Annotated in this window: 13 protein-coding genes and 1 pseudogene; 6 read left to right on the forward strand and 8 right to left on the reverse strand. The window is 36.4% G+C overall.

Translation table 11 applies throughout. From position 1 onward, the window contains the following. Positions 1–104 precede the first annotated feature (104 nt). The gene (locus H4J62_RS12960; protein ID WP_182230263.1) at positions 105–329 is read left to right on the forward strand and encodes a hypothetical protein; all 225 of its coding nucleotides are present in this window, start codon (positions 105–107) and stop codon (positions 327–329) included. Positions 330–514: 185 nt separating this feature from the next. On the opposite strand, the gene H4J62_RS20480 is transcribed toward H4J62_RS12960, so the two are convergent. The 3 genes and pseudogenes from H4J62_RS20480 to H4J62_RS12970 all read right to left on the reverse strand — a co-directional run bounded on the left by H4J62_RS20480 (position 515) and on the right by H4J62_RS12970 (position 4,027). Next, complete coding sequence (locus tag H4J62_RS20480) at positions 515–1,678, reverse strand: ethylbenzene dehydrogenase-related protein (RefSeq protein ID WP_259364998.1); 1,164 nt, start codon at positions 1,676–1,678, stop codon at positions 515–517. An 81-nt stretch (positions 1,679–1,759) separates the two neighbouring features. Further along, a pseudogene (locus tag H4J62_RS20485) lies at positions 1,760–2,311 on the reverse strand (NapC/NirT family cytochrome c); the annotation flags it as partial. Between the two features lie 87 nt (positions 2,312–2,398). Beyond that, positions 2,399–4,027 carry a cytochrome D1 domain-containing protein gene (locus tag H4J62_RS12970; protein WP_182216678.1) on the reverse strand — a complete coding sequence of 543 codons (1,629 nt, stop codon included), beginning with the start codon at positions 4,025–4,027 and terminating at the stop codon, positions 2,399–2,401. Positions 4,028–4,448: 421 nt separating this feature from the next. Here H4J62_RS12970 and H4J62_RS12975 point away from each other — a divergent pair, with 421 nt between their 5' ends. Next, positions 4,449–5,015 (forward strand): bacteriohemerythrin, encoded by a 567-nt coding sequence (locus H4J62_RS12975; protein ID WP_182216676.1) that lies wholly within the window; start codon positions 4,449–4,451, stop codon positions 5,013–5,015. Between the two features lie 513 nt (positions 5,016–5,528). Here the strand turns inward: H4J62_RS12975 and H4J62_RS12980 are convergent. After that, positions 5,529–7,742, reverse strand: coding sequence for a TonB-dependent hemoglobin/transferrin/lactoferrin family receptor (locus tag H4J62_RS12980; protein WP_182216675.1), 2,214 nt, complete (start codon positions 7,740–7,742; stop codon positions 5,529–5,531). A gap of 732 nt (positions 7,743–8,474) precedes the next feature. Continuing rightward, positions 8,475–9,683, reverse strand: coding sequence for a lytic murein transglycosylase (locus H4J62_RS12985; protein WP_182216673.1), 1,209 nt, complete (start codon positions 9,681–9,683; stop codon positions 8,475–8,477). Positions 9,684–9,835: 152 nt separating this feature from the next. Between H4J62_RS12985 and H4J62_RS12990 the strand changes: the two genes are divergently transcribed. Continuing rightward, positions 9,836–10,162 carry a DUF6172 family protein gene (locus tag H4J62_RS12990; RefSeq protein ID WP_070375914.1) on the forward strand — a complete coding sequence of 109 codons (327 nt, stop codon included), beginning with the start codon at positions 9,836–9,838 and terminating at the stop codon, positions 10,160–10,162. Between the two features lie 24 nt (positions 10,163–10,186). Beyond that, positions 10,187–11,044, forward strand: coding sequence for a PA4780 family RIO1-like protein kinase (locus H4J62_RS12995; RefSeq protein WP_182216671.1), 858 nt, complete (start codon positions 10,187–10,189; stop codon positions 11,042–11,044). 10 nt (positions 11,045–11,054) lie between these two features. Here the strand turns inward: H4J62_RS12995 and H4J62_RS13000 are convergent, their stop codons facing one another. The 3 genes from H4J62_RS13000 to H4J62_RS13010 form a co-directional block, all read right to left on the reverse strand. Continuing rightward, positions 11,055–11,831: a pseudouridine synthase gene (locus H4J62_RS13000; protein ID WP_182216669.1), complete on the reverse strand. Its 777-nt coding sequence runs from the start codon at positions 11,829–11,831 to the stop codon at positions 11,055–11,057. A gap of 87 nt (positions 11,832–11,918) precedes the next feature. Then, positions 11,919–12,296, reverse strand: a complete 378-nt coding sequence (locus H4J62_RS13005) for a hypothetical protein (RefSeq protein WP_259364990.1) — start codon at positions 12,294–12,296, stop codon at positions 11,919–11,921. Between the two features lie 107 nt (positions 12,297–12,403). Beyond that, positions 12,404–12,760: a hypothetical protein gene (locus tag H4J62_RS13010; protein ID WP_182216667.1), complete on the reverse strand. Its 357-nt coding sequence runs from the start codon at positions 12,758–12,760 to the stop codon at positions 12,404–12,406. Positions 12,761–13,125: 365 nt separating this feature from the next. On the opposite strand from H4J62_RS13010, the gene H4J62_RS13015 reads away from it, so the two are divergent. Both H4J62_RS13015 and H4J62_RS13020 read left to right on the forward strand, forming a co-directional pair. Continuing rightward, the gene (locus H4J62_RS13015) at positions 13,126–14,613 is read left to right on the forward strand and encodes a cell wall metabolism sensor histidine kinase WalK (protein ID WP_182216666.1); all 1,488 of its coding nucleotides are present in this window, start codon (positions 13,126–13,128) and stop codon (positions 14,611–14,613) included. Then, on the forward strand, positions 14,613–15,200 hold the full coding sequence (locus H4J62_RS13020; RefSeq protein WP_182216664.1) for a hypothetical protein: 588 nt from the start codon (positions 14,613–14,615) through the stop codon (positions 15,198–15,200). The genes H4J62_RS13015 and H4J62_RS13020 overlap by 1 nt, the downstream gene beginning before the upstream one ends. Positions 15,201–15,202: the final 2 nt, after the last annotated feature.

The raw sequence follows: 15,202 nt of genomic DNA on the forward strand, positions 1-15,202 counted from the left end.
TACTACTACTACTACTACTACTACTACTACACTTAGCAACACGTATTTAAGCTTGGCAAGATTGGTTTTTACAACCTAATGCTTAAACGCCAACAAAACAAGGCATGCTGTTTGAACTAGTATCTATCATTGCTAAAGCCGCAACTGCAGAGTTAGGCATAGCTTTGCTCTCTAAGTTTCTTATTCGAAATCAGCTTGATAAAGTAGAGTTTTTACCTGCACTCGACTTACCTTTAACCAACAACTTTGGATATTATTGGGTTACTCCCTTTGAACAAATAACTTACCCCCATAATCGCTTTCATAAAATGGTTCTTTATACCGGCTAAAAGCTAAAAAGTCAGTGTTCTGTCATTCAAAGCTATAATAAAATCGCTCATTGCCATAGCGCCCTGATGCCCTAATGCCGTGTAACAAGAATGTCAATGAACAGCCATCCTGAATATAAAAAAGCTCCAAAGTTGCACTTTGGAGCTCAGTAAATAACCCATTGATAATAATGTTTATAGCGGTGTTAAAGTTTAACGGCGTTAATTTCTGCGTTATCGTTATCAAGTGCTAACTTATAGCCAAATGATACATGATGGTAACGAGCGCTTGAATAATCATCATGTATCGCGAAGCCAAAGTTATATACTGCACCTGCGGCAATACTGACATCACCCACTTTGTCAGATTTAAGCTTACGTTTAATGACCACAGACCAAGTACCATTTTTCAATGACGCTTCAACTTCCGCGCCTTGACCTCCATGCATATTACGTTCAGCTAATATTTGACCATCTTCAACTTCTTTGCTGCCAGATTTATAGCGAACAATATCCATGTATTTATTTTCAGCTTGCGCAGCATCAATATCACTCTGACCTTTCAATTTATCCCAACCACCCAATGCTTTATCACCACGGCCTTTTATTTCTAATTCAGTACGCGACTCTTTCAAGTACTTAGTAACACCTGAATTTAAATTTAAGCGTGTAGCGATATCTGAGCCGATGAGCTCCTCTTTTATCGGCGCATAAGGCATAGAGTTAGCGTCAGCATGGCAGGTTGCCCAACACCCAGCACGGTCAGCATATTCAACATCGTCCGTTGCTAACATAAAGGCTAACTTCATTGGGTTATCAGGATCCATTTTACCCCCTTCAACAAACGGAACTGGCGCATGATCACCGTCAGCCCAACTAAACCTCAAATATAAGCTTTCATCATCATGGCTAGCATCAATTGTTACGGGGAAACTTCCTCGCTTACCCGGTATTATGTTTGGCTCAAGTTCCTTCTCACTTTTACCTGAAACAATATTTTCACCAATATCAGCAATTTCTTTACCATGACATTCAATACAACGGTCACCTTTACTAAAAGCACGTTTACCACCATGAGACCGGCCTAATATCCATTCTAACGATGCAGTTCCCGGATAAAAAACGCTAATATCTGTGGATTTTGCTTTTGACCAATCAACATTAATCGTGCTGCTAGAACTCGTCGCTAAAGCATTATCAGTTATTGCTTTATTAGCGGTTGAATTAGTACCTGCATTGGTTAATGCTGCTTGAACTGCTTGTTCAATTTTTTCATCTATCTTCGCTTTCTCAGCAAGGTCTGCTTCCTTGATATCTGCAGCATCTTTGGATTCTTTTGCTTCTACTCGCGCTAAACCATCAAGGTACATTTGCGGTACTTCGCGAATAAATTCAGGGTTTGGTGCTTCAAGAGCTTCAAGTGCTTCATCTGACAATTGATCTCTCACACCATGGTGAGCAATACCTTTATGACAATCAATACAGGTTTGCCCTGTTTCAAATGCATTTAAATGCTGCTTGCGGGCCCGAGGTTTTTGATATTCTGGATTCATAGACTCAAAATTATGACAATTCCGACATTCTCGTGAATCAGTATTTTTCATCGCTTTCCAAACACTCTGAGCAAGTTCAAAACGATGTTCATTAAATTTTTCTTTGGTATCTAATTTACCCGTTAACCAAGAGAATACTTCTTTAGAGGCTTGTATTTTACGCACCACTTTGTGGATCCAAGGTCTAGGTACGTGACAATCAGGACAACCCGCTCTTACGCCAGTTCTATTTGAAAAATGTATGGTGGGTTTATATTCCTGATAAACATTGTCTTCCATTTCGTGACAGCCGATACAAAACTCTGTGGTGTTTGTTGCTTCCATCGCGGTGTTAAAGCCACCCCAAAAAACAATACCGACAACAAAAAAGAGCACAGCTCCGGCTACTGTTGTACCCAGCAGGAGTCGACGAGACCAAAAGCTAGGTTTAGTTATTGTGTTATTTACCATAATTAACTCGTAGGAATAAAGCGAAAAATTAAACAAAGAGTGCGAGTACAACGGCTGTTGCACTCGCATTATTAGTCAAATGACTAATTAAGTTTTGTGGTTCATACGATTATGAACGTTAAACTTACCAGTAGGCGTTGTTAAACCCTTGATACGATGTAACTCTTTAAGCGTTTTTGCATCGTAAATTACAATCTCACCCGTAGGGTTTCTAGCATCTTTACGATTCCAAACAGATACCCAAACTTCAGTACCGTCATCATTAAACTCCATATGCAGTGCCGCTTTACCTGGCTCTGTTGTTACACGGATAGTTTTAACGATTTGGTGAGTATCTTTATCAAATACTTGTACTGATTGTTGAACTTCTGGCTCAGGATGTTTCAACTGATCAGCCCAAACATATTGTGAAGTTTCATGGGTACGGATAAATGCACCAGCACCATCTGTTTCAACTTCATAGCAAAGTTTCCAAGCTTTATCAGGATGACCCATAGGATCATTGCCCCATACTGATACTAGGCCAACACCTAAGTGAGTTGTGCCACCAACAGGACCACATTCTTTATCAATCCAGTTAGCGCCAGGACCAGGATGCGGTAATGCATCAACTTCAATCATCGCTTCTAACTTACGTTCAATAGTATCAATCACAACCATTTTATTTGAAGCATTAGCCGCAATTTGGAAGTAACGACCAGAGGGATCAAAGAAACCATCATGCAAAAATTCTGCTGAAGCAATACTAGTAATGGTTAAGTTATCTAAGTCGGTATAATCAACTTGTAGCATTTGACCAGTTTCTTTAACTGCCACGATAAATGAAGACGTTAAAGGCGAAGTGTAAATAGCAGCTACACGTGCTTCATTGATGAATTCACCTTTAGTATTGTAACCACGAGTAGATACAACTTTAAGTGGGTTTAATGTTACTGCATCCATAATAACGAAATGCGCAGGCCAGTAACCTCCAGCAATTACGTATTTTCCATCGCCAGAAACTGCGATATCACGAGCGTCATAAGCCATTTTAGTTTCAGCAACTAACATTTTGTCAGGCGTTTGCCATAAATCAATTTTATTTACTTTACCGTCACGACCAATGGTGTACCAAAAACGTCCAATATCTTTTGCATGGTCAACTTTATGATGTTCTGTACCTTTAATGACATGTACTGCGTAACCCGTATCGAGGTGAGCAATAATTTTCTTAGTATCACCATCAATAATGGCGGCAGTACCTGCGTCACGTTCGATAACAACAAAGAAGTTTTTCCAATTTAAACCATGCATTGGTTTAGTTGGATAATCTTTCGGTGCTACATATTCTTTGGTGTAAGAGCGCATTTGCGCTAAAGACATTTCTGGAGGAATAGGTGGTTCCATCTGAATGAAGGTCGCTAAATTAGCTATTTCTTCTTTACTGAATAAATCGTCAAAGTTATTCATACCACCTTCAGTACCTAAAGAAATAATCTTCTCTAAACGTTGCTGGCCTTTTTTTAAAGTATTTTCAGGCTCTAAATTTTTGCCTGTTGCGCCTTTACGCAAAGTACCATGACAACCAGCACAGCGTTGAAAGTATTGTAATTTCGCTTTATCAAAGTCAGCCTCAGACAAAGTCGGCTCTGTTGCTGATACAGACAGACTAATACCAGTAACGGCCATTCCTATTGCTAAACCAAGTGCTGACAAGCCATATTTAATTATTTTCATCGTCATTCTCCAGATATTTTTACGAGCTTAATGTTTTGGATAATTCTTATTTTTTCAGTGTTCTACTCTAATTTTATTTTTATTAGAATTTCGGTTATTTCGCTTTAATAAAAGTCGAAACTGAAACACCAATAAACAAATTCGTCGTTGTTAACGTTCTGGTCTACGCGCTTTATTATTGAAAGCAACTTAAAATCAATTACAAGAAAAAGTGTTAGTCCAGTAAACAAATGTAACTATTCATTACTTCAGGAATAAATAACCTGATTCAGATCAAGTTTTAAAAGTTTTAGTCATCAATGAATTTGCAACTTGATCAAGGTCAATAAATCAGGCGTTTTTAGAAGACTTAAGCTATTTTCGTATTAGAATCACCACAGAAACCAACTACTTAACCACATTAATTTTAGGGGTATTATTTATGAATAACCGCACTAAGTCTTTACTATATGCCGCCACTATTGGTTTGATTATTGTTGCTATTTTTTTAGGCTTTTTATCAAGCATGGCCAATCCAGTTTCTTGGGTATTAATTGTTGTGCTAGCACTGGTACCTTTGATTTATAAGAAAACAAATCAAAGCAATCAGCTGGAGTGGCAAGAAGAATATAGCGTCGGCATTGAAAGTTTAGATAATGATCATAAAAAACTGATTAACTTACTTAATCAGTTCACTACTGCCTATGACTATGCGATGAGTGAAGATTTTGAACGTCAAGCATTGAGTAATTTAATTGCTTACACAAAATATCATTTTGAACGAGAAGAAAATTTACTTGTTGAGCATAATTTTATTGATGTTGAAGCCCATAAAAAACAACATAAGGTGATGATAGCTCAAGTTGAATCATTCGTTAGCTTGTATGATGAAAAAGGTCATGACGCACTATCTGAAGTCAGTAGTTTCTTAAAAGAATGGTTAATTAATCATATCAATGGCACCGACAAAGAATATACCCAGTGCTTAACAGCACATGGCGTAAAGTAAGAAGTATCCAAAAATATTACTCAAAAGAAATCTCTATTATTGTAGAAATTATTGCTAGTGATCGGCCGCTTTATTACGTTTGTTTGTTTATCACCTAAAGAATAGTGTTTCAGAGTAAAAGCAATAAAGGTTCAATTTAAGCCTTGTTGATTTTACACCAGGGTAAGGATTATTCTCACTCAATGTATTGACGAATAAAACTCAACACACATAACCTGAGTATTGCCTTATTTTAACACTGCTGCCTGACTCTCCTACTGCATCGATATAAACAGAAGTGTCGATAACATCGATGCAGAGAATGATAATGCAGGCACGCCACTGCACTATTTCGTACCTTGATGTAGCTATTCAGTTTTTTATCAGAATCAAAACTGATCGTTGACGAACAAAGATACACTCATCCCTTGAAAGATAGGCTGTCTAAAAATAGCCATCATGAACATAAAAGCCTATTCATAATAGGCTTTTTATTCATCTTAAGTTCTTGTGTTAATATTTTTCTAACTTAAGCTACCAAGCATACTTGATTTGTACTGAGCCATTAATGCCCGCCGCAGCTAAGGTATCTAATAGTGGATCATTCGCTTCAAATCCGTTTACGTCAGACCAATGAGCGTATTTTTTGTCCGTTATATTATATATTGCTGCAGCTAAAGTTATTTTATCGCTAAAACTGTAATTAACCACCAAGTCAAACGTTGTATAGCCAGACGTTGTAGCTAACTTATTGTCGGGATCATCAATATCTGATTTTCCATCAACTAAGCTGGCATTAAATGCAATAGATGCATTTTCATCAGCACTTAACCATTGCACACCAAGTAGAGCATGATTGGGTTGTATTTCATTTAATGGTTGCTCTGTATCTTTATTTTCACCATCGCTCCAAAATAAATTACCATAGGCAGTTATACTATTATTGCTATTAAAAACATTATCAAATTTACCTTTGTAGCTAAGTTCAACGCCATAGATTTCTGCATTATCAATATTTTGAGATTGAAATATTAATCGTTGCACTGCTGGATCAAACCCTAAGTTAACTTTTGTTTGAATAAAGTCTTTATAATCATTTAAAAAGCCAACCAAGTTAAATGTATGTTGTTCAATATCAACGCTATAACCTATTTCATAGCCATGAGTTTTTTCAGATTTTAAATCGGCGTTTGGAATGGCTCGCATTTTAAACATTGGAATGTCTAAACCAATATTAGCGTCTTCAAAAGGGGGAGCTCGAAAACCTTTAACGTATTGAAGATAGACTTTGCTGTTATTATTTATTTGATAAACAACACTCAATTTAGGTGAAAAACTATCTTCACTGATATAAACAATTTCAGTAGCAGGATTATCTTCTAAATACATAACATCAGGTTTAGGTGTTAATTTATAACGATCATAACGAATCGCCGGAATAATGGTGAAATTAGTACCCTCTATGGCAATTTCATCATTAATATAAATACCTAACTCTTTAACCTCTGAAATAGGAAAGTCTCTTACAGGAAATACCTCAGATAAAATGTTATTTGTTGACACACCTGTGGCTATATTAGTTTGTACACCGTTTCGCATTTCTTTAGTTTTACTCTTATTTAACTCTAAGCCATAACCAATATGCTGAGTGGTACCACGAGTATCAATATTAGTATAAAAATTAAACCTTAATCCTTGCACTTCTTGTTCATAAAAAAAGTCTCTGTCATAAAGGTACTCTTTACCCCTAGATACCCTGCTTTCATCAGTGAGTTGTTGTGTTTCAGTATTTTGATCATAAAGTCGAATATAACCACCTTCTAACCAATCATTTTCTAAAACAAAATCATAAGTTACTAAAAAATTTTCGCGAACAGTTTCATCATCACCTAGTAATAAATGAGTTGACTCAAAACGCCCTAACCCCAAAATTGCACGCATATCACTTTGGCTATCACGTGAAAAGTAATCATAACTAAAACTGATTTCTTGGTTGTCTGATATTTCATAATAGTACTTAGCAAGAAAAGACTGAGTTTCGTTATCTTGAATATCTTTAGCTAAATCTGTTGATGTGTTGTGATCAAACTCATGGCCTTTGCGCAAAGACCCTGAAAATAGCGCACTAGACTTACCATAAGCAAAAGCTGTATTTAAAGAAATAGCCTTACTGTCATCAATTGAGTAATAACCTGTTTTTAACCCCAAATAGACATCTTTGTCTGTTTGGCTGAGTAAATCAGATGGTTTTTTAGTCACATAAGAAATCACCCCACCTATCGCATCACTGCCATATATACTTGACGCAGGTCCTCGTAGAATTTCAACTTGTTTTATCAAATCAGGGTCGATCATGTTTCTGCCTGAGTTTGAATAGCTACCGACATTAAATTGTTCTGCAACCGGTACTCCATCTATTTCTGTTGCAATACGATTACCGGAAATGCCACGAATCGCAATATTTGAATCACCGAACCGACTGCCAGAATTAATAACATTGATACCCGCTTGATAACGAACAAGATCAGCGATATCGTGCACTAATTGTTTATCGATTGTCTCGCTATTAATGACTGAAACAGCACCGACAACGTCTTGAATTTTTCGTGGTGTTTTCCCAATAATAACGAGAACTTCAGTTTTTTCATCAATGCCTTGATGAATAACATCGTTGTTGTTTGCTATAGCAAAATGTGACGGTAATAAAATAGCTGTTAACGCTATATTAATTAATGACTTTTTATACATGTTAACTTCCTGTATGACCATAAAGTAGTAAAAGTGCTTTAATAATTCATCAGCAAAATTTTTGTATTTTATCCCAATGCAAATAAAATAATTCAACTGCCAAGTACATTATTTTGAAAATTCCAGCACTTCATATGAGTAATGTGGCGATTATAAATTAACGAAAAAGAAAAATGATGATCTTAAACAATACATACATACACAATGGTTGGCTGGAAAGGCTATTTGTTAAAAATTAGATCTACATCATGTTTTGAGATAAAGAAGGATGTTTATAGCTTATTTATTTAACATAAAATGCAATTCATCTCTTTGTTCTTTGAATGATGGTCATTACAGGAAAACGCTATCAAACGACAATATACTGGAGTTTTTTATTGATATAGCGATAAAAGGGATGTTATGACTTAGCATGTGACTGGGCGAAAGATTACCGCAAAACTGGCCGAGTGTTTTGCATAAAACGTCACAAATATTAAAAATCGTGCCGATGTAAAACTAGTATTAACGCACTTAATTTTGAGTAGGCACTTAGCTGAAGATTAAACATTAGGGTAACGCAAAAGACATTACTGAGCATAGACAGACTCAGTAATATCAACCTACTTGAACTTCCCTTTTCTTCGGCGCCATCTTTTCAATTGGCGTATATAAGCGTCTTAATAAGACTTAATGAGTATGTAGTCACTCAATTGCATAAGCATAAATATCTTAACTAAGAGATAAATAGAGTTATCCTTGAATACCTGCTTTTATTAATACCGCACTATTGGGGAAACCGTCGGCGATTAAATTATGTTGTAATTGATATAAACGAATAGCTTTACGACTTTTTGGTCCCCAAATACCATCAGGTTTTCCAACGTCAAAACCTAACGTATTAAGCTTTTCCTGAAGCGCTTGTAGTTCAGCAGGCTTGTATAATACATCCTTATCTTGAGCACTGACCTTTAAGCCGCTAGCCCCTTGAATACGGTTAGCTAACAAGCCAACAGAAAGCGCATAATTCTCAGACAAATTCCACTTCATAATAACATTAAAATTAGGGTAGACTAAAAATGCAGGTCCACCAGCGCCAGCAGGTAAGACTAACTCAGCATCAATTTTATAATCAGATAAAGCAGTACCATTAGCACGTGTTACGCCTAAAGCTTTAAAGGTTGCTAAGGGATAGAACTGATCAAACTCGACTTGTTGAAAAGCAAAGTTTTTTGGCAGCTGTACTTGACGACCCCAACGCTCTTTTTCTAACCAGCCAATGCTATTTAAGTAATTAGCCGCACTCGTTAACGCATCGGCTTCACTTTGCCAAACATCTATTTTACCGTCATCATCGCCGTCTAATGCATACTTTCTCAATGCTGAGGGCATAAACTGCATATGCCCCATGGCTCCGGCCCAAGAACCAGCGAGTTGCTTGGTGGTGACCGTTTTATTATCGATCAAATGAAACAGATCAAATAATTCAGCGGTAAAGTATTCACTACGTCGCTCATCACAGGCCAATGTGGCTAAAGAGTTTAACACCGACATTTTCCCTTTGTTTCTACCAAAGTTAGTTTCTAAGCCCCAAAAAGACACTAAGTACTGTGCAGGAATGCCGTATTTTTTAGACAATTTGTCAAACAGCTCTTTATGCTCAGCTAATTTCTTTCTACCGGTTTGGATGTGATAATTAGTTAAGCGTAATTTTAAATAATCAGCAAAGCTTTGACTAAATTCAGGTTGGCGTTGATCGAGCTCAATCACGCGTTTTATCGGCGCAAGCGCTGGAATAATATCATTAACAATATAGCCTGAATAACCAGCAGATTCGGCCTTGACCTGCAAACTATTGATACATAGAGTAAAATTATTATTACCCGAAGCATTCACTACTAAGGGCAATGTTGTTAATGAAACAAAAACTAACTGGGAGAAACGTTTAATAACGGATGACATAACAGAAAAACCTTATAAAAAATTGAATAAAACATCGAAAAATATAACCAAGTTCACTTTAGCAAATACTAACTGTCGCACCCAAGGAAAAATTAACGTAAAATGCAGATCATATGTAACAAATTCTCTTAACAATATCATTTAGGAACGTCATGAAAAAAACATTCAACATCACTCACCCAAAAATTAAAGTTGCTCGCTTATTTGAAGGTGTAAAACATGATGTGAAAAAATACATAAAAAGAGAAAGAAACAAAAAGCTGCCTGCTGGCGTTGATTTTTGGGATTTTGACTCTAAATATGGTATCACCGAAGCAGACGCAGAAGTTGTACACTTATCTGCACTTAATAAACATATCGACGAAGCTGAAAAGCTTGGCTTAACTTCATTCTATGTAGAGATCGTCGTAAAAGAAGGTTTCCGTTCAGTAAAACCGCTTGGTGAAGACGAAGACTTCGACGAACTTGACGAAGAATAACTTCAAAGCCGATTTAATTAAATAATGAAAATACCTAAAAGACTACAACCCCTGGTTGACGATGGACTGGTTGACGAAGTAATCAGTCAATTAATGAGTGGCAAAGAAGCAACTGTATATATGGTACGTTGTGGCGATGATATTCGCTGTGCCAAAGTATATAAAGAAGCCAATAAACGCAGTTTCAAAAAAGCCGCTCAATACCAAGAAGGTCGAAAAAGCCGTAATAGCCGTCGCGCACGCGCGATGGAAAAAGGCTCAAAGTATGGCAGAAAACAACAAGAAGATGCTTGGCAGAATGCCGAAGTTGAAGCCCTTTATACGTTAGCTGCTGCTGGTGTACGAGTGCCTCAGCCATTTGGTTGTTTTGAAAGTGTGCTGTTAATGGAACTGATCACCGACGGTGAAGGCGACGTTGCACCGCGCTTAAATGACATAATATTGCCACGTGAACACGCCATTGAAGACCACCTTATCATGATGAATTATGTAAAGATCATGCTTTGCGAGGGTATCATTCATGGTGATTTATCAGAATTTAATGTCCTAGTTGACGAATACGGTCCTGTTATTATTGACTTACCACAGGCTGTAGATGCCTCAGCCAACAATAATGCCAAAAGCATGTTACTGCGCGATGTTGAAAATATTACTGATTATTATGCTCAATTTGCCCCAGAATTAGCAAAAAGTAAATATGCTCAAGAAATGTGGGTCTTATATGAGAAAGCAGAATTATCACCAGAAACCGAGTTAACGGGCCTATTTAAAGAAGACACAAAATCGGCTGATGTTGATACAATATTAGAAGAAATAAAAGCAGCATTTGCTGAAGAACAGGAACGATTAGAGCGAATTAGTGATGCTGATGAGTTAGATTAATCTATTCTTATCAGTTAGTAACAGTCGTTGTAAAAATACCAAGTACTTCATCATCCGTTAGAAATCGACTTTGACCTACAGGTAGATTTTCATCCAAGAATAAGTTTCCGATGGCTTGTCGATGCAAGCCTATAACGGGATTACGAAACCGACCAAACATCCGCTTAATTTGATGATAACGCCCTTCAATTAACTTAACTTCAGCAATATATTGATTAGTTTGTTGGCCTACAGTATTACTGATAATTGTTAATTTTGCTGGCTTAGTGGTGATATTTTCAAATTCAAAATACATCCCTTGTGCAAAAGCTGACTGATAGTCATCTGTTAACGGGTTTTGTAAAGTGACTTGATAGCACTTTTCTACTTTATGCTCTGGGGACATAAGTCGTTCAGACCAACGACTGTCGTTGGTCAGTAACAGTAACCCGGAAGTATTTAAATCGAGTCGACCAACAATATGTAAGTTGTCTTTTTCTTCGTTACCACTGTCGCTAAATAAGTTTTGCTCGACAAGTAGGTCTATGACCGTTTTGTGTTGTTTATCTATCGTTGCACTGACTACACCAATAGGTTTATTAAGCATTATATAGAGCGCACGATTATCTTGTAAAATGTGACCATCTAGAGTGATTTTTGAGAACTTATCAATTCGTTGGCCAATATCATCTGCAATAATAGTATCTACCGCTATACGCTTTTTCGCTAACATTAAGCGCACAGCTCTGCGACTAACGCTGCAATTTTCACTAATGAAACGGTCGAGACGAGCAGTACTTAATGACATAAATAGGCATTCATTTTATCTGGGGATTAGAATTATTGATATTTTAGCCGCTTTTGATTCAAAAAATAGCGCAAACCTGTAGATAAGTTAACGAACCAGTTTAAGTATTGTTGTCTGCTTAACCGCTTCAGCTTCAACTTTAATCGGTTTAATATCAACACGTTCAGCAATGAGTTTGTTATTTTTAAAGCGATCGAAATGAGCTTGCTTAACTTGCATTTGATGACAAAATTGATGAAAAGCTGCGTAATCTTTTCGATTAAATTTTTCATTCTCTCTTGTTAACAAACCATCTATGTAGGCGTTATCTCCATTTACTGTTAAATTGGCGATCGCCGTGTAGGGTTTACCATATTCATCAACACGTATTGCTCGTACGGTTTTTATTTCAAAAATCCAATCATCAACTTGTACAAATCGAGGCATTGATTCTATAGGGATACCGTCAGTGGGTTTATTGCTCATAATAGTTTTCGACTGCGTATTAACTAATAAAAATTCCAACTGTTTATTATCTACAGTTGGAAATTAGGGACTATAATTCTAGAGAGATATGGCTTATTTTTCAACCATTAATTGTTAATTTTTACAGCCGCAAGGTAGGTTTTTAGCTCGCTAGCACTGATTTCAGCGTCGGCATTTTTATCGATGTCTTTAAAATGCTTAACTAATTTTTCATCTTTGCTCGCAATAACTTCTGCTTCATTAAGCAAACCATTTTTATCTTCATCGAACTGAGTCAGTATGGCCGGTGTACTTTTTGCTACATTGTCTACCGACAACATTTTAGTTGCCACAGGTTTAATTGCTGCTTGATCAGCAATAGGAATATCTAGGCTTGCAACTTTATCTCCTGCGTTGACAAAATACGAAGCTAAGGCACAAGTACCAACAAGTAGAGTCACTTTTGTTAAGCTAATAGAATTCATTTTAATTCCTTTATTTATAGAGTTCATCGGGTTATTTTAATGATTGTAATAATATCATTAACGACACTGCAGGAATCGAACCAAAAGTATAAAGCACTGATTTAATTCAATTAATGATAAAATCAAAATAACTAAGCCGCCTAAAGTGTCGCCATTAAGCAACAGATAAAACAGCCCGAAAAAAAGAAAAAAAACAAAATCGTTAATAATTCAGAAAATAACCGATGTAAAACAGTGACTAACTTATAAAAGTCATAACAAAAAACATTCTAGTATCATCTAAAGTACTGTCTCAAATAAGCGACACGCTTGTTTTTTATCTTAATAAAACTAAAATACACTCCTGATTAATACTTGTGATATCTATGAAAAAATTTAGCTTGTCCGAACTTTTTGCAATAAATTTGTATTCGATTAGAAAACTAAGCATTTTAGGTTTTACTTTTGTTGCATTTCCGCTAGTCATAGCGTTAATTTATAGCGCAAATCAAGTCACTGAGCTTTCCCAACAAAGTACATCGGCTATCTTTAATGTTGCTGAACTCGTTAAAACAAACCGTGAAATTAACTTTACCTTAGCTAAAATGGAACGCAGTGCTGGGCAATTTATCATTCTAAAAGATCAAGATTTATTGAGTGCTTATTTAAAAGACGAACAAGTTATCTTAAAAGCAATGGCAAGTAATAACCTCTTTAAAAGCAACCCAAGCTTACGCTTGCTCAGCACAGAGTTTTCTCAAGCGATTGAGTACCTGCATAGCTACTTAACGCGGCACCCTCTAGAAGAATCGTCATTAACATTGTTACAAGAACAATTTACCCAACTAGTTTCGATACGAAAAACAATAGCCGAAGAAAGTAATAACTTACTTGTTTTACAAGTAGAACAGGTTAAAGATTCAGCCAACGGTGTTAGACACGATATGCTGAAAAGCTTACTTATCATTCCCTTTACTTTGCTTATCGCCGCAATTTTTATCTATTTAATCACTAAACCGCTCAAGCAATTACTCAGTAAAATACATCATTTAGCATTAGGAGACTTTGAAAAAAAGGTCACTTTACATGGCTCACCTGAGATGACAGAAATTGCTGACGCCTTGGAAGTGATGCGCAAGCGCTTGCATGCTCTGGAGTTACAAAAATCGAGTTTTATTCGTCATATTTCCCATGAACTAAAAACGCCACTTGCCGCCATTAGAGAGGGAACAGAATTACTGTACGATAACAGTGTTGGTGAGTTAAACCCCGAGCAGCAAGAAATATCTAACATTATCCGTAGCAGTGTTACCCGCTTGCAACGTTTAATTGAAGACTTACTTGACTTTAATATTGTGCTCGACTCGACCAGTTTACAAGATACTGAAATTGTTGATTTATCATTGTTAGTTACTCAGGTATTACAGCAAAGAACTTTAGATATTAAACAGAAAAACTTAACCATTGACTATAAAAACCACGCAATACAACTCAAGGTCAATGCCAAACAATTAAGTGTTATTTTAGATAACCTCTTATCCAATGCGATAAAATACTCGCACGACAATAATGTTATTAACATTAACTGTTCACTTGATAATAGTCTGTTGTCGATAACCGTTATTGACCAAGGTCGCGGAATAGCCAGTAGCCAAAAAGAAAAAATATTTGATGCTTTTTATCAAGGAACACCGGCAAAGAATGCCAAAATAAAAGGTAGTGGTTTAGGTTTAACCATAGTAAAGGAGTTACTGATGCGCTTAAATGGCACCATTAATATAACCAGTAACACAGGTAAAAATAGTGGCACTGCCATGACAATAACCTTGCCTAATGCTTTTCTAACAAAAAAAATGAGTGGAGTATCAGTGTAATGTTATATTTATTTTATAGAATACTCACTGTTAGTTTTTTACTGTTATTACTGCCCGTGTTAACGGGTTGTCAGTTACTAAACAGCGACAATAAAAGCCATCACATTAACAGTGGCCCCCTTGATTATACAGAATATTATTTGTCTTTAGTCGAGTTAAACCAAGCACAAATTGCCGATAAAATACACCAACATCAATTAGTTTCGTTAGCCGAGAGCATGTTAATCAAACAAGATAAAAATAACAGTGCTGAAACTATTGAATGGCAATTAAAATCAGCACTATTTTTTGCTCTACCTCATTCACCGGTTCACAATCCGTTTACCGCAAAAAGTAAATTAAATCAGCTGTCGCTTATTACCCTGAGTAAAAACAATCTAAGCCAAAGCGACTTTGCCTTTTTTAGTATGTTAAAAACACAACTCAACCAGCAGATATTACAACTGAATGAACTATCGCAAGAAAAAAAGGCGCGACAGCTCATTAAGCAAGCCTATCAAGATCAACAACAACAATTAGAAGTGTTAAAGCAGCAAATAAATCAGCTGAGAAAAATAGAACATAATATTAATGAGCATGGGCAGTAAAA

This window comes from Colwellia sp. BRX8-5 (genome assembly GCF_014077325.1).
In the GTDB taxonomy this organism is placed as follows: Bacteria; Pseudomonadota; Gammaproteobacteria; order Enterobacterales; family Alteromonadaceae; genus Colwellia_A.